General features: G+C 29.6%; 17 protein-coding genes. 10 read left to right on the forward strand and 7 right to left on the reverse strand.

What is annotated here, in order from left to right; all coding sequences use genetic code 11:
• Positions 1–11 precede the first annotated feature (11 nt).
• The 4 genes from Q1A46_RS00105 to Q1A46_RS00120 all read left to right on the forward strand — a co-directional run bounded on the left by Q1A46_RS00105 (position 12) and on the right by Q1A46_RS00120 (position 5,821).
• Positions 12–707, forward strand: coding sequence for a response regulator transcription factor (locus Q1A46_RS00105; protein ID WP_299672536.1), 696 nt, complete (start codon positions 12–14; stop codon positions 705–707).
• A gap of 59 nt (positions 708–766) precedes the next feature.
• A complete protein-coding gene (locus Q1A46_RS00110) occupies positions 767–1,765 on the forward strand; it encodes a cell wall metabolism sensor histidine kinase WalK (RefSeq protein ID WP_299673182.1) in 999 nt (332 codons plus the stop codon).
• Between the two features lie 61 nt (positions 1,766–1,826).
• On the forward strand, positions 1,827–3,626 hold the full coding sequence (gene uvrC, locus Q1A46_RS00115) for an excinuclease ABC subunit UvrC (RefSeq protein WP_299672539.1): 1,800 nt from the start codon (positions 1,827–1,829) through the stop codon (positions 3,624–3,626).
• Positions 3,623–5,821: a patatin-like phospholipase family protein gene (locus Q1A46_RS00120; protein WP_299672541.1), complete on the forward strand. Its 2,199-nt coding sequence runs from the start codon at positions 3,623–3,625 to the stop codon at positions 5,819–5,821. Before uvrC ends, Q1A46_RS00120 begins: the two co-directional genes overlap by 4 nt.
• A 60-nt stretch (positions 5,822–5,881) precedes the next feature.
• Here the strand turns inward: Q1A46_RS00120 and Q1A46_RS00125 are convergent, their stop codons facing one another.
• Together Q1A46_RS00125 and Q1A46_RS00130 are read right to left on the reverse strand one after the other, a co-directional pair.
• Positions 5,882–7,423: a ribonuclease E/G gene (locus Q1A46_RS00125; RefSeq protein ID WP_299672543.1), complete on the reverse strand. Its 1,542-nt coding sequence runs from the start codon at positions 7,421–7,423 to the stop codon at positions 5,882–5,884.
• A gap of 284 nt (positions 7,424–7,707) precedes the next feature.
• Positions 7,708–7,998, reverse strand: coding sequence for an HU family DNA-binding protein (locus Q1A46_RS00130; protein WP_075340504.1), 291 nt, complete (start codon positions 7,996–7,998; stop codon positions 7,708–7,710).
• Between the two features lie 142 nt (positions 7,999–8,140).
• On the opposite strand from Q1A46_RS00130, the gene mutY reads away from it, so the two are divergent.
• Genes mutY through Q1A46_RS00155 form a run of 5 tightly spaced genes read left to right on the forward strand, consistent with a single transcriptional unit; the run spans position 8,141 to position 11,956 of the window.
• Positions 8,141–9,184: an A/G-specific adenine glycosylase gene (gene mutY, locus Q1A46_RS00135; protein WP_299672545.1), complete on the forward strand. Its 1,044-nt coding sequence runs from the start codon at positions 8,141–8,143 to the stop codon at positions 9,182–9,184.
• 33 nt (positions 9,185–9,217) lie between these two features.
• Entirely contained in the window at positions 9,218–9,643 is a 426-nt protein-coding gene (locus Q1A46_RS00140) for a single-stranded DNA-binding protein (RefSeq protein ID WP_299672548.1), read from the forward strand.
• A gap of 19 nt (positions 9,644–9,662) precedes the next feature.
• Positions 9,663–10,991: a gliding motility-associated protein GldE gene (gene gldE, locus Q1A46_RS00145; protein ID WP_299672551.1), complete on the forward strand. Its 1,329-nt coding sequence runs from the start codon at positions 9,663–9,665 to the stop codon at positions 10,989–10,991.
• Positions 10,984–11,544, forward strand: coding sequence for a gliding motility lipoprotein GldD (gene gldD / locus Q1A46_RS00150; protein WP_299672554.1), 561 nt, complete (start codon positions 10,984–10,986; stop codon positions 11,542–11,544). Before gldE ends, gldD begins: the two co-directional genes overlap by 8 nt.
• Positions 11,545–11,554: 10 nt before the next feature.
• Entirely contained in the window at positions 11,555–11,956 is a 402-nt protein-coding gene (locus Q1A46_RS00155; protein ID WP_299672557.1) for a hypothetical protein, read from the forward strand.
• Positions 11,957–12,274: 318 nt separating this feature from the next.
• Here the strand turns inward: Q1A46_RS00155 and Q1A46_RS00160 are convergent, their stop codons facing one another.
• A complete protein-coding gene (locus tag Q1A46_RS00160; RefSeq protein WP_299672564.1) occupies positions 12,275–13,339 on the reverse strand; it encodes a heme A synthase in 1,065 nt (354 codons plus the stop codon).
• A gap of 117 nt (positions 13,340–13,456) precedes the next feature.
• Between Q1A46_RS00160 and dinB the strand changes: the two genes are divergently transcribed.
• Entirely contained in the window at positions 13,457–14,539 is a 1,083-nt protein-coding gene (dinB, locus tag Q1A46_RS00165) for a DNA polymerase IV (protein ID WP_299672567.1), read from the forward strand.
• Here dinB and Q1A46_RS00170 read toward each other — a convergent pair.
• The 4 genes from Q1A46_RS00170 to Q1A46_RS00185 form a co-directional block, all read right to left on the reverse strand.
• Positions 14,536–16,473: a tetratricopeptide repeat protein gene (locus tag Q1A46_RS00170; RefSeq protein WP_299672570.1), complete on the reverse strand. Its 1,938-nt coding sequence runs from the start codon at positions 16,471–16,473 to the stop codon at positions 14,536–14,538. The two genes, dinB and Q1A46_RS00170, sit on opposite strands and share 4 nt — an antisense overlap.
• A gap of 1 nt (position 16,474) precedes the next feature.
• Positions 16,475–17,218: a LytTR family DNA-binding domain-containing protein gene (locus Q1A46_RS00175; protein WP_299672573.1), complete on the reverse strand. Its 744-nt coding sequence runs from the start codon at positions 17,216–17,218 to the stop codon at positions 16,475–16,477.
• Between the two features lie 146 nt (positions 17,219–17,364).
• Positions 17,365–18,147, reverse strand: a complete 783-nt coding sequence (locus Q1A46_RS00180; RefSeq protein WP_299672576.1) for an enoyl-CoA hydratase/isomerase family protein — start codon at positions 18,145–18,147, stop codon at positions 17,365–17,367.
• 3 nt (positions 18,148–18,150) lie between these two features.
• Positions 18,151–19,563 (reverse strand): PAS domain-containing sensor histidine kinase, encoded by a 1,413-nt coding sequence (locus Q1A46_RS00185; RefSeq protein ID WP_299672579.1) that lies wholly within the window; start codon positions 19,561–19,563, stop codon positions 18,151–18,153.
• Positions 19,564–19,590: the final 27 nt, after the last annotated feature.

Genomic DNA, 19,590 nt, shown 5'->3' on the forward strand with positions numbered 1-19,590 from the left:
ATTATAACAGTATGAATACTAACGATATTAAAATTTTATTAGTTGATGATGAGCCAGATATTTTAGAGATTGTAGGGTATAATCTAAGATCTGAAGGTTATCAAGTTTTTACAGCAACTAATGGATTGGAAGGGGTTAAAATCGCTAGAAAAATTACACCACATTTAATTTTATTAGATATAATGATGCCAGAAATGGATGGTATCGAAGCTTGTGAGAAAATTAGAGATATTAAACCTTTAGAGAATGTTATAATTTCTTTCTTAACAGCTCGTGGAGAAGATTATTCTCAAGTAGCCGGTTTTGATGCTGGTGCAGATGATTATATTACAAAACCAATTAAACCAAAAGTATTGGTAAGTAAAATTAAATCATTATTAAGAAGACTTAAAACAGATACAGTTTCTGAAGCTACTACAAAAATTGGAGATATTTTAATTAATAGAGATGAGTATGTAGTATTTAAAGGAGATGAAAAAATTACATTACCGAGAAAAGAGTTTGAGTTATTCTCTTTGTTAACTTCTAAGCCAGGAAAAGTTTTTAAAAGAGAAACAATCTTAGATAGTGTTTGGGGTAATGAAGTTGTAGTAGGAGGTAGAACTATTGATGTTCATATTAGAAAATTAAGAGAAAAAATCGGAGATCATCACTTTAAAACTGTTAAAGGTGTTGGTTATAAATTTGTTTTAGAAACAGATAAATAAATTTTAATTTATTATTGAATAAGCTAAGAAAAACATATAGATACGCACTTACTTCTGCGATGTATTTAACAGTAATATCAGTTGTTATTGCTGTTTTTTCGTATTTGTCATTTTTTAAATCGTTAGGTTTAGTTGCTATTATTATCTTCGGAATACTACTGTTTACAATTTCGTTTTTTGTAATTCAGTACAGAGCAGAACATTTTATATACCAAAGGGTTAAGAAGTTGTATCAAGATATTTCTATTCTAGATATTCAAGATTTAAAGAGAGATAAAATTACTACAGATATTGAAGATTTTACAAAAACCGTTCAAGAATATGTAGAAGATAAAAAAGAAGAGATTGCTAATTTAACTGAAAGAGATTCATTTCGTAGAGATTTCTTAGGGAATGTTGCTCATGAATTAAAGACCCCCCTTTTTACTGTCCAAGGTTATATTTTAACTTTAATTGAAGGAGCAGCCAACGATAAAGTAATCCGAGATAAATATTTAGAAAGAGCAAATAAAGGTGTAGAGCGTTTAACTTCCATAGTGAAAGATTTGGATATGATTGCCAAATTAGAAACAGATGGAATGAAAATGAAAATAGAACCTTTTAATATTATTGAATTAATTCAAACGGTTTTCGACCTGTTCGAAATGAAAGCTAAAAAGAGAAATATCCAGTTAGTTTTCGATAAGGTTTATGATTTTCCTCTTTTTGTAAAAGGAGATGTAGAACGAATAGAACAAGTACTAATTAACTTAATTGTAAATTCTATTAAGTACGGTAAAGTTGATGGAGTTACTACTGCAAGTGTTGAATCGTATAACGAAAACAAGTTTGTAATTAAGATTTCTGATGACGGAGAAGGAATTAAACAAGAACATATTCCTAGATTGTTTGAGCGTTTCTATCGTGTAGATCAGAGTAGATCTAGAGAACAAGGAGGTTCAGGACTTGGGCTTTCAATTGTAAAGCACATTATAGAAGCACATAACGAAACAATTTTATTAAAAAGTACTTTTGGCGAAGGTTCAGAGTTTTCTTTTACTCTAGAGAAAGCAATTTAATTTATAACTACAATTTCTTAGATTCAATTTAACTTAATTGAATAAATTGTATTTTCGTTATATGCCAACAGACTTAGAACTACAAATAAAAACGTTACCCAATTCACCAGGAGTTTATCAATATTTTGATAAAGAAGACACTATTATTTATGTTGGTAAAGCAAAGAATTTAAAGAAACGAGTTTCTTCATATTTTACTAAAAATCATGAATACGGTAAGACTAGAGTTTTAGTAAAAAAAATAGTGAAGATTGAGCATATTGTGGTCGATACAGAAACAGATGCTTTATTATTAGAAAATAACTTAATAAAGAAATATCAACCAAGGTATAATGTGTTGTTAAAAGATGACAAATCGTATCCTTGGATTTGTATTAAAAAAGAACGTTTCCCAAGAATATTCATAACAAGAAGAGTTATTAAAGATGGGTCAGAATATTTTGGTCCGTACACAAGTGTAAAAACAGTACATAATTTACTAGATTTAATTAAGCAGTTATATCCTCTTCGTACCTGTAATTATGATCTTAGCGAACCAAAAATACAATCAGGAAAATACAAAGTTTGTTTAGAGTATCATCTTAAAAATTGTAAAGGACCTTGTGAAGCTTATCAAGATGAAGATTCTTATGTTAGTAATGTTAGAGCGATAAGAAATATCATCAAAGGAAACTTTAAAGAAAGTCTTGAAAGTTTGCATAATATTATGATGGATTATGCTGCTGATATGAATTTTGAAGAAGCACAACGTATTAAAGATAAATTAGATTCATTAAAGAATTATCAAGCAAAGTCGACTATTGTAAATCCGAGTATCAATAATGTTGATGTATTTTCAATTATTTCTGATGAAACGCATGGTTATGCGAATTTCTTTAAAATAATGAATGGTGCCATTGTGCAATCTTACACAACAGAAATCAAGAAGAAATTAGATGAATCCGATAAAGAATTATTAGAACTTTTTATCGTTGAAACTCGTCAGCGATTTAATTCATTATCAAGAGAAGTTTATGTTCCGTTTGAACTCGATTTAGGCGAAAAAATTAAAGTTATTGTACCTAAATTAGGAGATAAAAAGAGAATTGTAGATCTATCATTACGTAATGCTAAATATTACAGACAAGAACAATTCAAACAAATAAAAATTGTAGATCCCGATCGTCATACGAAAAGAATTATGGCGCAAATGCAAAAGGATTTACGTTTAAGTAAAGAGCCAAGACATATAGAGTGTTTTGATAATTCCAATATTCAAGGAACAAATCCTGTAGCCGCTTGTGTAGTTTTTAAAGATGGAAAGCCGAGTAAGAAAGATTACCGTCATTTTAATATTAAAACTGTCGAAGGACCAGATGATTTTGCTTCTATGGAAGAAGTGGTTTTTAGAAGGTATAAAAGACTTTTAGAGGAAGATAAACCATTGCCGCAATTAATTGTTATTGATGGTGGTAAAGGACAGTTATCATCTGCATTAAAGAGTTTAGATGTTTTAGGATTAAGAGGAAAAATTGCTATCATAGGTATTGCAAAGCGTTTAGAAGAGATTTATTATCCAGGAGATAGTGTTCCTTTGTATTTAGATAAGAAATCTGAATCTTTAAAAATCATACAATACCTTCGTAATGAAGCGCATCGATTTGGAATTACATTTCATAGAAATAAAAGAAGTAAAAGTGCAATTCAGTCTGAGTTAGAACAAATTCCAGATGTAGGTAAACAAACGATAACGAATTTATTACGAAAATTTAAATCAGCAAAAAGAGTTAAAAGTGCTACTTTAGAAGAGTTAATTGAAGTAGTTGGAAAAGCAAGAGCAAAAAAGGTTTTCGACTATTATAACACTGAAAAATTGAAATGAAAAAGCTAATACTAATATTAATTTTACCTTTCCTCATTTATGGACAAGAACAGCCAAAAGTTGGTTTGGTTTTAAGTGGAGGTGGTGCAAAAGGTTTTGCTCATGTTGGTGTGTTAAGAGAACTTGAAAAGCTCGATGTACAAATAGATTATATTGGTGGTACTAGTATGGGAGCTGTAATTGGAGGGATGTACGCTTCTGGTTACAGTCCAGATCAAATTGAACGTATTATTACCGATATAGATTTTTTATCAGTAATTCAAGATAATATTTCAAGAGAGGATAAATCGTATTTTGAAAAAGCATTTTTAGAAAAAACTGCTGTAAGCTTACCAATAAAAAATGGAAGTATTGGTCTGCCTTTAGGATTGTCTAAAGGTCAAAACGTACTAAACTTTCTTACAGAACTTTTAGCTCCTGTAGATGATGTGAATGATTTTTCTAAGCTTCCAATTCCTTTCTTCTGTGTTGCTACCGATACTGAAACAGGAGAAGAGGTTGTTATAGAAAAAGGTTCGCTTCCTTTAGCTTTAAGAGCAAGTGCTTCTTTTCCTTCGTTATTAAATCCGGTAGAAGTCGACAATCGATTATTGATGGATGGTGGTGTTGCCAATAATTTTCCTGTAGATAGAATGCAAGAAAAAGGACTGGATATAATTATTGGAGTTAATGTCCAAGGAACATTATTAAAAAGACAAGAATTATCTTCAGTAGCTTCTTTACTTAGCCAAATTGTAAATTTTCAGATGTATGAAAAATCTGATCAACAGGTAAAAAAATTAGATATTCATCTTCATCCTGATATCGAAGATTATACGGTCGTTTCGTTTGATAAAAAAACTGAGATAATTAAAGCAGGAGTAAAATCGGTAAAACCATATCTTAGAATTTTTAAGGAGATTGCTAAAAAACAAAAGAATAAAAGAGAGCGAAAAGAAATTATTTATAAAGAGAAACAGTTTTTAATTGATCGAATTATTCTCAAAGGGAATAAATTTTATACTCAAGATTACATTCTAGGGAAATTAAGATTGAAAGAAGGAGATTCTGCTTCTTATAGAGATATTTCTAAAAAAGTAAATACGCTTACAGCGTCTAAAAACTTCCAAAGAATCGATTATACTTTAAAAAAATCTTTCAAAGGGAAAAAGTTAGAAGTTGTTGTAAAAGAGAATGACATTAAAAGTTTTTTAAGTTTAGGTGTTCATTACGATCTACTATATAAAACAGGAGTGTTGCTGAATTACAACCAGAAGAAAATACTTTCTTCAAACGACGAAATTTCATTAGACTTAGTTATAGGAGATGATGTTCGTTACGATTTTCAGTATTTTATAGATAATGGTTTTTTATTGAGTTATGGAGTTTCTTCTAGATTTAATTCTTTTGAAACTGATGTCCTTTTTAATGAAAACAACTTAAATAAAATAAATGTAGAATACAGGGATTTTACGAATAGAGTTTTTGCACAAACTGTTTTTAATAAAAGAACAGCTTTTGGTTTAGGTTTGGAGTTTAAAAATCTTAAAGTTTCTTCTGAAACATTTCTAACGAATAATGAAGAAACTATTTTCGATAATAGTAATTATGTAAGTTCTTTCGCTTTTCTGAATATTGATACTTATAACAAAAGTATGTTTCCTACAAAAGGATTCTTAGTAAATGCGAACTTCAAGTGGTTTATGTGGTCGAATAGAAATAATAGTCTTAACGACTTTGCAAATGGTAGTGTTGGTTTCAATCAATATTCGCAAGTAGACGCATTGTTTAGTTATGCAACAACTTTTTGGGAAAAATTTACATTCTTAAATTCATATCAATTTGGAGCTACATTAGGTGAAGAGGATTCAGAGATCTTTGATTATCGTGTTGGTGGTTATAACCAAAATTATATCAATAACTTTATTCCTTTTTACGGTTATGATATTTCTTCATTAACAGATCAGTCGTTCTTAAAGTCAGAGTTTCATTTACGATATCAACCTTTTAAGAAGAATTACATTAGTTTAATTGCGAACTATGGTAGAGTAGCAAAAAATGTTTTTAGAAGAGGAGAGCTCTTAAAAGATACCAAATCTGGCTATGGGGTTGGTTATGGACTAGAAACTATAATTGGACCTATAGAATTAAAGTATACTTGGTCTCCAGACCACGATGATAAGTTTTTGGTTTTTAACCTAGGTTTCTGGTTTTAAACAAAAAAACCTACCTGAAATATTTCAAGTAGGTTTTGATTTCTTAATAAGAAAATTGCCTTATTTATTTTTTTTCTTGTAAGAGAAATGGTACTGTAAATACTGGTACGCATCTCTAGGTATAATTTTAATCCATTTTTTATGTCTTAAAAGCCAATTAAAGCGAATAGATTTTAATAAACCTTTAGTTAAATAGGCGTAGATAAACGGATGCACATTTAAAGTGATCTCTTTGTATTCTGTTTGACTATTAACTATTTTGTCTAATTCTACTTCAATTTTATCAATTAAAACAATAGGAGCTTCAACTTCTCCATTTTTGTTAGGATTTGGTTCACGTGTTTTAATTTCGAGTTCAGGTCTAACTCGTTGTCTTGTAATTTGAACAAGTCCAAATTTACTTGGAGGTAATATTTTATGCTTCGTTCTATCCAAAGCCATAACTTCTCTAAAGTGCTGAAATAATTTTTGTCTGTTCTCTGCAGACTTCATATCAATAAAATCAACAACTATAATTCCTCCCATATCGCGAAGTTGTAATTGTCTAGCTATCTCTGTAGCAGCAATTAAGTTCACTTCTAAAGCAGTTTCTTCTTGATTTTTTGCTTTATTTGAGCGGTTACCACTATTTACATCAATAACATGCAGTGCTTCTGTATGTTCTATAACTAAATAGGCTCCCTTACTCATAGATACGGTTCTACCAAAGGAAGTTTTAATTTGGCGCTCTATACCGTATTTTTCAAATATTGGAATGTTAGATCTATGAAGTTTTACAATGTTTTCTTTATCAGGAGATATTTCTTGTAAATACTCCTTAATTTCTAACATTAAACTTTCATCGTTTGTTACAATACTTGTAAAAGAATCGTTCATTACATCTCTCAATATAGAAGATGCTCTGTCTAATTCACTTAAAACCTTTGTAGGTGTGTTTGTATTTGGAATTCTTTTACAAAGTGTTTTCCAACGATTAAGTGAATTTTGTAAATCTTTATCAAGCTCTGCTACTTTTTTACCTTCAGCAACAGTACGCAAAATAAGTCCAAACCCCTTTGGTTTAATACTTTTTGCTAGCTTTTTTAAACGCTCTTTTTCTTTATTATCAGTAATTTTCTGAGATACTGATACTCTGTTAGAAAAAGGGACTAATACTAAATATCTACCGGCAATTGATAATTCTGAGCTTATCCTTGGGCCTTTAGTAGATATTGGTTCTTTTACAATTTGTACTAATAAATTTTGACCTGATTTTAGTACATTGTTAATACCCCCATCTTTGTCGATGTCTTCTTCAAAGCGGAAGTTTTTTAAAGTGAACTCTTTAAATTTACCCGTGCTTACTTTTTTAATAAACTTGTTTAATGATTGTACTTGTGGTCCTAAATCATGATAGTGTAAAAAACCATCTTTAGGATAACCAACATTTACGAAAGCAGCGTTTAAACCTGTCATAACTTTTCCTATTTTGGCAAGGAAAATATCTCCAACAGAGAATTTATTGTCGCTTGTTTCTTTATTTAACTCAACAAGTCTACCATCTCTTAATAAGGCAAAATCAATATCAGAAGAATTGGAACGAATAATTAATTCTGTTTTCATCTGAATAAATTTTGTGTCAACGTTAAAAAACGAAGACTGATTAAGATTTTAAGCAGGTATTTTGTAATACCAGTTTGAGGATTTAAACCTCAATTTCAAAGAACTTTGTGTTTCTTAAAAGCAAACGAAAAAGTAAGTAGAGTACTCTACTTACTTTTTCTTGTGACGATTTGCTCTTGCTCTTTTTTTCCTTTTGTGCGTAGAGATCTTAGCTCTCTTTCTTTTTTTACCACTAGGCATATTGAAAATGTTTTAAAACTCTTTTTAAAGAGTAGGTTAATATCTTATTTTACTGCAACTTTAGCTTTAACACCTTCTGTAAAAGTCTTAGCAGGCTTAAATGCTGGAATGTTGTGCGCAGGAATTTTAATTGTAGTGTTTTTAGAAATATTTCTACCTGTTTTTTCTGCTCTAGTCTTAATGATAAAGCTTCCAAAACCTCTTAAATATACATTATCTCCACTCTCTAAAGAATCTTTAACCTCAGACATAAATGCCTCTACAGTCGCTAAAACATCTGCCTTCTCTATCCCTGTCTTGTCTGAAATCTTCGATACGATATCTGCTTTTGTCATTGTATATATACTTTTATATTATATGTTGTGAATTTAATTTTACGAGGGTGCAAATATATGATAATTAATCAATTCGTAAAATAATTGTTCTTAAAAAAATCTAAATAAAATGCAGTAATTTTGTTGATACAACTTTAAATTGATGGAATTTAATAAAGTACTGATAGACTGGTATTTAAAAAACAACAGAGAATTGCCATGGAGAAAAACCAAAAATCCATATTACATTTGGTTAAGTGAAATCATGTTACAACAAACAAGAGTTGCGCAAGGTTTACCTTATTATTTGAAGTTTACTGAGGCTTTTCCTACGGTTTTTGATCTAGCAAATGCCGATGAAGAATATGTGTTGAAACTATGGCAAGGTTTGGGGTATTATTCAAGAGCTAGAAATTTACATTTTACAGCAAAGCATGTCGCAAATGATCTTAATGGAGAGTTTCCTAATACATATAAAGGTTTATTAAAATTAAAAGGAGTAGGAGATTATACAGCTTCAGCTATAGCATCTATTTGTTTTAATGAGGCAGCAGCGGTGGTAGATGGAAATGTTTATAGAGTACTTGCTAGATATTATGGTATAGATACTGCTATTAATTCTACAAAAGGAATTAAAGAGTTTAAAGAATTAGCTCAACAAGTAATAGATGCTGATAGAATTGGAATATACAATCAAGCAATAATGGATTTTGGAGCTATTCAATGTAAACCTAAAAGTCCAGATTGTACAGTTTGTCCGTTAAATGAAAGTTGCGTGGCTTTAGAAAAAAGTAAAGTTGATGTTCTTCCTGTAAAAGAGAAGAAATTAAAAGTAAAAAAACGTTTTTTTAATTACCTCGTTTTAATTGCTGACAATAAAACCATCTTGAAAAAAAGAGAAGGTAAAGGAATTTGGGAAGGTTTGTTTGAGTTTCCTTTAATTGAAACTTCAAAAAGTATCCAGGTAGAAGAGTTAATATCAAATGAAGAATTTGTCGGTTTTTTTCCTAACGATGCTAAAATTAAATTATTTAACTCAAAAGATATTGTACACAAATTATCGCATCAGCATTTGCATACTAAATTTTGGATAGTTGAAGGTAAAACAACAAATCAACAGGTTGTAAAATGGGATAATATTGATACTTATCCAGTTCCAATTTTGATCCATAATTTTTTAAATGAATACAAAACAAGCAAAAACTAAATTCGTATATTTGAAATTACACAAGTGTAAATAATGGCAGGAACAATAAATAAAGTAATACTTATTGGTCACTTAGGAGATGAAGTGAAGATGTATAGATTTGATGAAGGTAATGCGGTTGGACGTTTTCCTTTAGCTACTAATGAAACATATACAAACCGACAAACAGGTGAAAGGGTTTCTAATACCGATTGGCATAATATTGTTGTGAGAAATAAACTTGCCGAAATTTGTGAGAAGTATTTAAGCAAAGGAGATAAGGTGTATCTTGAAGGTAGAATCAAAAACCGTCAATATGAGGTTGAAGGACAAAAGAGATATACTACAGAGATTCATGTTCAGGAGATGACTTTTTTAACAACTAAAAAAGAATTAAATACTCCAAGTGAACAGCCACAACCTCCAGTGCAAAATAGTAGTCAAAGTGTTTCTAATGAAGACGATGATTTACCATTCTAGTTTAACCAAAATTTAAGAATTGGACCCAGAACCCCATTTTTTACTTATAGCAAGTACCACTTTTTTAAATTCAATAAGTTTAATAGTTTTATTAATTCTTTTAATCTGTTCTGCATTAATTTCGGGTGCAGAAGTTGCCTTTTTTTCATTATCACAAACAGAATTAGATGAACTTTCAGAAAAAAGTAAAGGAAAAAATACAGTAGTAAAATTATTAGAAAAGCCCCAAAAGCTTTTAGGAACAATTTTAATCACTAATAACTTTATCAATATTTTGGTGGTTTTAATTTTTGCTTCTCTAGATGAGTTTATGTTTGGAAACATGAATTTTTCTTTGGATTTAATTTTCTTCATTATACCGGCTTCAGTAGTAAAAATTATAGTTCAAGTAGGATTGGTGACATTTCTAATTTTACTGTTTGGAGAAGTTTTACCAAAGGTATACGCTAGTAGGAAATCTATTCAGTTTGCTAGTTTTATAGCAAAACCTTTAGATATTTTAAATGCAATTTTAAGTCCATTAAGCATTCCGCTTACAAGTGTTACAACGATTATTGAAAGAAAACTAGGAAATAAAAACAATAATTTATCTGTAGAGAGACTATCACAAGCTTTAGAGTTAACTTCGGAGAATGCAACTACTAAAGATGAACAAAAAATACTAGAAGGAATTGTTACTTTCGGAAATACCGAAACGGTACAAATTATGAAACCTAGAACAGATGTTTGTGCAATATCAAACGCAGATTCTTATGATAAAGTTTTAAGTACAATCTTAAAAAATGGATATTCAAGAAATCCAGTATACGAAGAAAATATCGATAATATTATAGGTGTTTTATATGCAAAAGATTTATTAGCACACTTAAATAAAAAGAATTTCGATTGGTTGTCTTTATTAAGAAAACCATTCTTTGTTCCTGAGAATAAAAAGTTAGATGATTTATTAAAGGATTTTCAGGAAAGAAAAAATCATTTGGCAATAGTGGTTGATGAGTATGGGGGAACAAGTGGAATTGTTACTTTAGAAGATGTAATTGAAGAAATTGTTGGAGATATAAACGATGAGTTTGATGATGATGATTTAACATATTCTAAATTAGACGCTAATAATTTTATTTTTGAAGGTAAAGTTACAGTAAGAGATTTGTGTAGGGTTTTAGATGAAGATGAAGGTATTTTTGAAGACGATAAAGGAGAAAGTGAAACTTTAGCCGGTTTTATTTTAGAAGTATCTGGAAAGTTTCCTAGAAAAGGAGAAAAAATAAACTTCAAGAATTATACGTTTACCATAGAGGCCTTAGATAGAAAAAGAGTAAAACAGATAAAAGTAACAAGAAATGTATAGGTATTTGTGTGGTTTTTTATTGTTGATTTTAATGAGCTGTGGAGGTGAAACTTTACCAAAACCGAAAGCATATTTAAGTTTGAATTATGCAAAACCTAATTATCAGAAAATCAATGTAGAAAGACCATATACTTTTGAGGTTTCCAATGTGGCAAAAATAAAATCGCTACCTAAAAATTGGTTAAAAATTCAATACCCAGAATTAAAAGCGTCTGTAGATATTACTTACAGACCCGTTAAAGATAATCTTAAAGAATTGTTGCTTGAAGCAGAAAAATTAGTTTTTGAACATACGGTTAAAGCTGATAATATTTCTAATACAGAAGATTATATTAATAAAGAAAAAAAAGTATACGGGAAAATGTATTTCATTTATGGAAACGCAGCTTCTCAGGTACAATTTCATGTTACCGATAGTGTGCAGCACTTTTTAAAAGCTTCATTATTTTTCTATTCTAAACCTAACTTCGATAGTGTTTTGCCTGCTGTGGATTATGTTAAAAAAGATATGGTAAAAATGATGGAAACTTTAGAGTGGAATAATATTGATTAAAATACCTGCTATGGAATTAGAAAATAACGAAAAACTCTTCAAGGTATTACATCAAATAATTTCAGATAAACATTACGAAGGAATTATAAGTCCTACAAATTTTGAGTTTCAAAGAACTTCAAAATCTAATAACATTAAAATTTTAGGCGTTTTAAAGGGAGATAATTTATTTGATCTCAAACACGATTATGTATTTCCTACGAATTATAGTTTTAGAATTTTTCTCGTAATTCTTTTAGTGGCAATTGTAGTTTTTGCTATTCAAAGCAATTGGTTTCCAGTAATTCTTTTTTTTGTGTTAGGTGTGGGATTATTAATGAGTTTTAAAGTAAAAGGAGAGAAACAAAAAGAACTTTTCCTAGAGCGATTTTTAGAGACCAAAAGAAGATTATTTAAAGAGGATTTTCAGTAATCAAATTCAAGCTTTTATGGTTTTTAAATTAGTATTTCATCTTTTAATAACCTTTTTACTTACTATTACAACTCAAATAGGAGGTGTAGTTTATTTATTTACAATTTTCCTAAGTATTTAACTTTTGGTAGTATTAATAAAGATGTTCAGTTTTCAGAAAAAGGAACAAAATTATTAATAAATACTATTTTAAAACAGAAACAGGTTAGTAAGCTTTTTATTGAGCCACATTTGAAAAACAGATTGGGGTTAATAAATAAAAAAATACGATTTCATGGGTGTCAAGCTGTCCGACACGACGACCATATTCATTTTCAATTATACTAATTTCGCAGAAGTAGATTTTCTACTTTGCATCCATAGGTAAAATTGTAACCCAAATAAAATTGCTCCAGCTAATAAATGCACAGCTTGTGTTCCAATAGGGAATTCTGCATAATACATTAAAATTCCAGTTATAGTTTCTAAGAATATTAAAAATACAATCCAGTTTACCAGTTTGTAACCTAAGTCTTTAATCTGATTCAAATAAAACATTCCAAAATTAACTAGCACAATTGCAATTGTAAAAGACCTGTGGAAGTAAAATTTAAAACTAGGATTTAGTAAACTATATTGCTTGTTATCAAAACCAAATTGTTTTACTTGCTCATCAATAAATTGTCTTACTTGAGTTCCCATAGCAATTTGGATTACTGAGAAAATTACAGAAAAGATTAAAAGTTTATTGAAAAGCGCATTGTATTTAAAGGTATTCTTTCTTTCAGAAACAGTAAAATGCAAGTACAATAAAATTCCTACAATTAAAAGTCCAACTACCATATGAATGGTGATTATAGTTGGTTTTAAGTTCGAATCAACAACAGTTTTACCGAGCCAAGCTTCAAATCCCATTAAAAATAAGGAGAAGAAAGATAAAAGAGTAATCGATTTTTTTTCTTTCCAGTATTTAATTGAACCTAAAATTAGAAAGATAAAAACGAAACCAGAAAGTACAGAAGCTAATCTGTTAATGTATTCCGTCCAAGTATGATATTTGTTAAACTTAGCGTAATCGTGTTTTGTGTATTTTTCCCAGTTGCTAGCAGTGAATTCTTTTGAAGTTTTAATATCGTTTTGAGCTACAAAAAGTGTTTCATCTTTAACGATAATCATTCCTTTTTGAAACTCCTTATTCGGTTGCCAAGTGATTTGTTCTTCAGAAGTTGGAGGGATTAAATAACCAAAACATTTTGGCCAATCTGGACATCCCATTCCAGATCCGGTCATTCTTACTACAGCGCCTGCTAAGAAAATAAGATAAACAGAAATTAAAGTGATTTTAGTAATCTTAGGAAATTTTGACTTAAAGTAGTGAAGTATGTTGTTAATCTTTGCTAACATAGATCCTCGAAAAAAAATTTCAACAAAGATACGGTAAAACCAAGGAAAAAGTATTTTTCTCTTTATAAGATGTTATTTTAAAATGAATTTAAATTATTCTTTTTTTAATTTTATAAAATGGAAATGGAACCACCTTTTAGAAAAATTATTCATGTGGATATGGACGCATTTTATGCATCTGTAGAGCAATTGGATAATCCAGATCTCAGAGGTAAAGCTGTTGCTGTTGGCGGAAGTGAAGTTAGAGGTGTGGTTTCTGCTGCAAGTTATGAAGCTAGAAAATTTGGTGTTCGATCTGCAATGAGTGGTGTTTTGGCAAAAAAGAAATGTCCGCATTTAATATTTGTTAAGCCTAGATATGAAAGATATAAGGAGATTTCAGCAAAAATTAGACAAATATTTTATGATTATACTGATCTGGTTGAACCTTTGTCTTTAGATGAGGCGTATTTAGATGTTACAGAGAATAAAAAAGGCAATCCGTCTGCTAGTTTAGTTGCAAAAGAGATTCGTAATAGAATTTGGGAAGAACTAGAATTAAGAGCTTCAGCAGGAATTTCTATAAATAAGTTTATTGCCAAAGTTGCTTCTGATATTAACAAGCCAAACGGGCAAAAAACAATAAACCCTGAAGATGTGATTCCTTTTTTAGAAGAGCTTCCTGTTGGGAAATTTTATGGTGTTGGAAAAGTTACAGCTGCCAAAATGCATAATAATGGAATTTTTAAAGGAATAGATTTAAAAAAAAGAACATTAGAAGAGTTAACAAAGCTCTTTGGGAAGTCTGGTGTGCATTATTATAATATCGTTAGAGGAATTCATAATAGCGTAGTTAAACCGAATAGAATTAGAAAATCGATAGCAGCAGAAAGAACATTTAATGAGAATTTATCTTCTGAAATTTTTATGCTTGAAAAATTAGAACACATAGCGGAAGAATTAGAAAGAAGAATGCACAAATCTGAGACAAAAGGAAAAACAGTAACACTAAAAATTAAATACAGTGATTTTACACAGCAAACTCGAAGTAAAACTATATCATATTTTATCCATAAGAAAAGAGAGTTTTTTCCGATAGTTAAAGATTTGCTCTTACAGGAAGAATTAAAAAACTCAGTACGTTTATTAGGGATTTCTTTCAGTAATTTAAACATAGAAAAAAAAGATCCTGTTTGGGTTCAATTACAGTTTGAGTTTTAAACTACTGGAAATTGAATAGAAACTTTTGTTCCTACAGGTTCGCCAAAGTCATCTGTCAAATCGTGATAGGTAAGTGTAAATTCTTCTTCGTAATCTTCAGCAAAAGTTTTTAATCTTTCTATAGTTAGATCGATACCTACTGATTTTCTTTTTAAAGATTTAGATCTTTTAATTTCTCCAGCAGCCTCTCTACCAATTCCATTATCAATAATATTTACAGAAACCATATCTTCTGAAACCTTATTGGCAGTTAGTGTAATTTTTTTATCACCTTCTTTAGAGGATAAACCATGCCAAATTGCATTTTCTAAAAAAGGTTGTAAAACTAAAGGAGGTACTTTAATAGTATCTGTATTTAAATCAGGATTGATATCTAAGGTATAGTCTATTTCATTAGAAAAGCGAATGTTTTCAATAGTCATGTATAAATCCATTGTAGAGAGTTCTTCTTTTAAGCTAACTTCTTTTACTTTAGATACTTCAAGAATATTTCGAATTAATTTTGAGAATTTATTTAAGTAATAAACTGCTTGCTTTTGATCGTTATTAATAACGTAAAGCTTAATAGAGTTTAAAGCATTAAAAATAAAATGAGGATTCATTTGTGTTTGTAACGCTTGTTGTTCTAACAGTAATATTTTTCTATCGTTATTAAGTAGTTTTTGACGGTAAACAGAATATAAAGCAATACTAGATAAGGCGATTGTAACTAGTGTGATTATTAGAATATTTCTATCTTGTTCAGTTCTTAAATCTTGAATCTGAAACTGCTTTTCCATATTGTCTCTTTCATTAATCTTAGCTAAAACATTTTGTTTAGAAATAAGATTGTTAACGTAAGAGAATGTTTTCTCCTTAAGTGTTTTTTTCTCTAGTTCTACTGCTTCTTTATAAAAACTAAATGCTTTTTTTTCGTCTTTTTTCTTTTCGTAAAGTTCTGAAAGTGCAAATAAACTTCTTGTGTGGCTTCTACTAAAGTTATTTGGAGTAGCAAGCTCTATAGACTCTGTAAGATATTTCTCTGCTTCTTTAAGATTATTATTTTTAAGATTAGCTATTCCAAGATTTGTTAATGTTCTAGCTAGATAGAACTTGTTGTTTTTTTCTACAGCTAAAGGGTAAATCTTTTGTATTAATTCTAATGCTTTTTCAAATTCTAGTTTTTTTAAATATGTAGAAGTTAAGCTGTTATAACATATGATTTGACCTCTTTCTGAGTTTAATTCCTTGTTTATTTTTAAGGATTTATTGTAGTTTTCGATTGCATCGTCGTAAAAACCTAAGTTTTCTTGACTAAATCCCATGTTTTGATAATTAATAGCTAAACCTAATTTGTTATTTAGCTCTTTCGAAATGGTGATCGAATTTTCAAACTGTTCAAGAGCTAGGTCGTATTGTTTTAATAACAAATAGATGTTACCAATATTGTTAACAGAAATACTCTTATTTCTCATGTTAACTAAGCTTTCATTCTTAGCTCTTTTGATTAAAGTTAAAGCATCTTGATGACAGTTTAAAGCGTTTTTTACATCATCTAACCTTCTGTAGCAAGAACCAAGTAGGTTTAATGTGTAGGCTTTTATGTCATTGTTTTTAATGGTGTTGACTAGCTTTAAAGCTTTAATGTGATATTCTACAGCTTTTTCGTAGTCAGATTTTTGTCTAAATATTTTACCAATATTATTATAAGCATAAATCTGACCGATTTTGTATTTATTTTTTAAACTATTTTCATAAAGTTTATAAAATTCATCTTCTGGTATTGAATTTAACTTATGATGAACGCTAACTATAGAATCTAATAAAAAGTAGTTTTTGTGCTTTTTGTTAACTAAATTTTCTAGAATTGAATTAATGTCAGTATCGTTAGTGTTTTGAGAGAACACTAAAAAGTTGAAAAAAAATAAAGAAAGAATTACTGACTTATTTTTCATTTTAAAACTTGTCTAAGAATTCAGTTTTTCTTTGTCTAGATACAGGTATTTTATGATTTTTTTCTAGAATAACATAACCGTCGGTTTTATAGTATTCTCTTACTTTACTAAGATTAATAATATAAGAATTGTGTATTCTAAAAAATAAGGATTCAGGAAGTAAAGAGTTAACTTCTTTTAATTTTTTGGTAACTACTATTTTTTTACCCTCAGTGGTGTAAATTGAACTGTAATTTCCGTCAGACTCAATACAAAGTATTTCAGAAGGCTCTAAAAATATTAAACGACCATCAGCATTTATGACTACTTTTTTCTCTTCTAACTTCTGATTAAAGTTATAAAGAATTTGTTCTAGTTTTTCATTAGTGTCGCTAACCGATATTCTTTTAGTGAATTTGGTGATTTTCTTTAAACTTTGTTCTAAATCGTCGGTATCTACAGGTTTTAAAAGATAATCAATGGCCTCTTTTTTAAGAGCTTTAATAGCGTATTCGTTGTAAGCAGTGGTAATAACAATAGCAAAATCCTTTTTTGGAAGTTTTTCAATAAATTGAAAACCATCCATAGTAGGCATTTCGATATCTAAAAAAAGACAATCGATATTATGATTAGCGATAAAATCTAGTGCTTTACCAGGATTTGTGAATGTATCTAATATTTCAACTTCGTCATTAAAGTTGGATAATTCCCAAGATAAGCTTTTTATAGCCTTGTCCTCATCGTCGACAATGATTGCTTTTAACATGCTAAAAAAGTTTTTTTTGCAATTTATACAAAAAAAACGACCATTCATACAAAAAACTCATTTTTTTAACAAATCTAGTAGTTTGATGGGGAATAATGGGGGGTGTAAATAAAAAGCTCGCAAATTATTGCGAGCTTTTTTGAGAATTATTTATTTGGAAAATTTGGTTTTCTTTTCTCTAAGAAGGCTGTAGTTCCTTCTTTAAAATCTTCAGTTCCAAAACAAGCACCGAAAGCACTAATTTCAGATTTATATCCGTTTTCTCCATCTTTAAATCCAGAGTTTACGGCTTCTATAGCTTTTCCAATTGCAACAGATGAATTTTTAATAATTTTTCCGGCAATTTTCTCTGCTAAAGGTTTTAATTCTTCTTGAGTTACCACATAATTTACTAATCCGTAAGACTTAGCTTCCTCAGCAGACATCATTCCGGCAGTCATAATTAACTCCATAGCTTTACCTTTTCCTATAAGTTGAGGTAAACGTTGTGTTCCTCCATATCCAGGAATTACTCCTAATGAAGTTTCAGGTAAACCAACTCTAGCATTATCAGAAGCTATTCTAAAGTGACACGACATAGCTAATTCTAATCCACCACCTAAAGCAAAGCCATTAACTAAAGCGATTACAGGAGTTGATAAATTCTCAACAAAATCGAAAAGTAATTCTTGACCTTTTGCAGCCAATTTTCCGCCTTCTTCTTCAGAAAAATGTGCAAATTCAGAAATATCGGCACCAGCAACAAATGCTTTGTCTCCACTACCGGTTAATAAAATAACTTTAGTATTTACATCATTATTTAAATCTTTAAAAGCTTCATGCAATTCTTCAATAGTAGCTTTGTTTAATGCATTCAGTTTTTTAGGTCTATTAATTGTAATAGTTGCTATTTCATTAGTTTTTTCAACCAATATGTTCTCAAAGTTCATAAATTAAGTTTTTGGTAAAGTTACAGTAAAAACAGTTCCTATGCCTAGAGTAGATGAAAAAGTTATTTCACCATTATAGGCTTCAATAATGTTTTTTATCATAGGTAAACCTAATCCCATTCCACTGGTTTTGGTTGTGAATTTAGGTTCGAAAATTAATTTTTTATTTTCTTCTGAAATTCCTTTTCCGTTATCAGAAACAGTAATAATTACATTATTTTCTTTAGAAACTACTTTTACTTCAATTACAGGGTTCGTTTCGCCATCTTTCATTGCCTGTGTAGCATTTTTCACAAGATTAGTAATGATTCTAATCAGCTGCGTTTTATCTAAATGTGCATGAAGTTCTTTTTCTTCAGGATAATAATGAATATAATCTTCATTAAAGATATCTAAAGCATGTTTTACAACATCTACAACATCTAAGTTCTCTTTTCGTTGTGTTGGCATTTTAGCAAAGTCAGAAAATGCCGAAGCAATAGAACTCATTACGTCTATTTGTTGAATAATGGTTTCGCTATATTCTGCAATTTTTTCTCTAATTTTCGGATCAGTAGGGTCAAACTTTCTTAAGAAACTTTGTACTGTTAATCGCATTGGAGTTAATGGGTTCTTAATTTCATGAGCTACTTGTTTAGCCATTTCTCTCCAAGCTTGTTCACGTTCACTTTGTGCTAATTTAACAGCACTATCTTCAAGTTGATCGATCATGTTGTTATATGAATCTACTAAAGAGTTGATTTCTGAACTAGCAGCGTTTAATGTGATTTTTTCATTCTGCTTATTTAAGCGTGTTTCTTTTAGTTTGTTAGATATTGTTTGAATTGAACGTGTAATGTATGTTGAAAGAAAATAAGCTAGAGCAATACCAGCAATTAACATTAAAATGTAAACGACTAAAAGTCTACTCATAAATTCACGAAGTTCTTTTTTTTGTTCTTCGTTATCCTGAGCAATCGTTAATTCTAGAATTCCAATACGTTTAAAACGAGTGTCGTTAATGTAGGTGTATGACGATTGGTATGTAACGTCATTTACAGTTCTGTCTCTTGAAATTCTATAGTTTGAGTTATTTGCCAGTTCAGTTACTATATTTTTTTCTAAAGGTTTTTCGTCAATTTCTTCAAAGTTATACGGTATCGAAGATTTTAAGAGTTTGCCATTCATGTCGTACATGCTAATGGTTAGGTTATGAACACTAGCAATTTCATAAATTCTATCTTGGAAGATTTTAGATAGATTTTCTGGTGTAACAGCAAAAGTGGTTTTTCGTCTAAGCTCTATTTCGATATTGTTCCGAGTAGCTTTTTCTTTTCTCTCTAAACGATGAATGTTATATTCTTCAGTTTGTTCGCCATATTGATAATAAGTAACAACAGCAATAAGAATAGAAGCCAATAATACTAAGAGTATCATTGAAATGAAAATTCTAATTCGTAGCGA

It is taken from the genome of uncultured Tenacibaculum sp., assembly GCF_947502995.1.
In the GTDB taxonomy this organism is placed as follows: Bacteria; Bacteroidota; Bacteroidia; order Flavobacteriales; family Flavobacteriaceae; genus Polaribacter.

Excerpts from the sequence above, each read along its gene's own strand:
- Q1A46_RS00105 (WP_299672536.1), top strand. The coding sequence starts at position 12 with ATGAATACTAACGATATTAAAATTTTATTAGTTGATGATGAGCCAGAT.
- Q1A46_RS00110 (WP_299673182.1), top strand. The coding sequence starts at position 767 with ATGTATTTAACAGTAATATCAGTTGTTATTGCTGTTTTTTCGTATTTG.
- uvrC (WP_299672539.1), top strand. The coding sequence starts at position 1,827 with ATGCCAACAGACTTAGAACTACAAATAAAAACGTTACCCAATTCACCA.
- Q1A46_RS00120 (WP_299672541.1), top strand. The coding sequence starts at position 3,623 with ATGAAAAAGCTAATACTAATATTAATTTTACCTTTCCTCATTTATGGA.
- Q1A46_RS00125 (WP_299672543.1), bottom strand. The coding sequence starts at position 7,423 with ATGAAAACAGAATTAATTATTCGTTCCAATTCTTCTGATATTGATTTT.
- Q1A46_RS00130 (WP_075340504.1), bottom strand. The coding sequence starts at position 7,998 with ATGACAAAAGCAGATATCGTATCGAAGATTTCAGACAAGACAGGGATA.
- mutY (WP_299672545.1), top strand. The coding sequence starts at position 8,141 with ATGGAATTTAATAAAGTACTGATAGACTGGTATTTAAAAAACAACAGA.
- Q1A46_RS00140 (WP_299672548.1), top strand. The coding sequence starts at position 9,218 with ATGGCAGGAACAATAAATAAAGTAATACTTATTGGTCACTTAGGAGAT.
- gldD (WP_299672554.1), top strand. The coding sequence starts at position 10,984 with ATGTATAGGTATTTGTGTGGTTTTTTATTGTTGATTTTAATGAGCTGT.
- Q1A46_RS00155 (WP_299672557.1), top strand. The coding sequence starts at position 11,555 with ATGGAATTAGAAAATAACGAAAAACTCTTCAAGGTATTACATCAAATA.
- Q1A46_RS00160 (WP_299672564.1), bottom strand. The coding sequence starts at position 13,339 with ATGTTAGCAAAGATTAACAACATACTTCACTACTTTAAGTCAAAATTT.
- dinB (WP_299672567.1), top strand. The coding sequence starts at position 13,457 with ATGGAAATGGAACCACCTTTTAGAAAAATTATTCATGTGGATATGGAC.
- Q1A46_RS00170 (WP_299672570.1), bottom strand. The coding sequence starts at position 16,473 with ATGAAAAATAAGTCAGTAATTCTTTCTTTATTTTTTTTCAACTTTTTA.
- Q1A46_RS00175 (WP_299672573.1), bottom strand. The coding sequence starts at position 17,218 with ATGTTAAAAGCAATCATTGTCGACGATGAGGACAAGGCTATAAAAAGC.
- Q1A46_RS00180 (WP_299672576.1), bottom strand. The coding sequence starts at position 18,147 with ATGAACTTTGAGAACATATTGGTTGAAAAAACTAATGAAATAGCAACT.
- Q1A46_RS00185 (WP_299672579.1), bottom strand. The coding sequence starts at position 19,563 with ATGATACTCTTAGTATTATTGGCTTCTATTCTTATTGCTGTTGTTACT.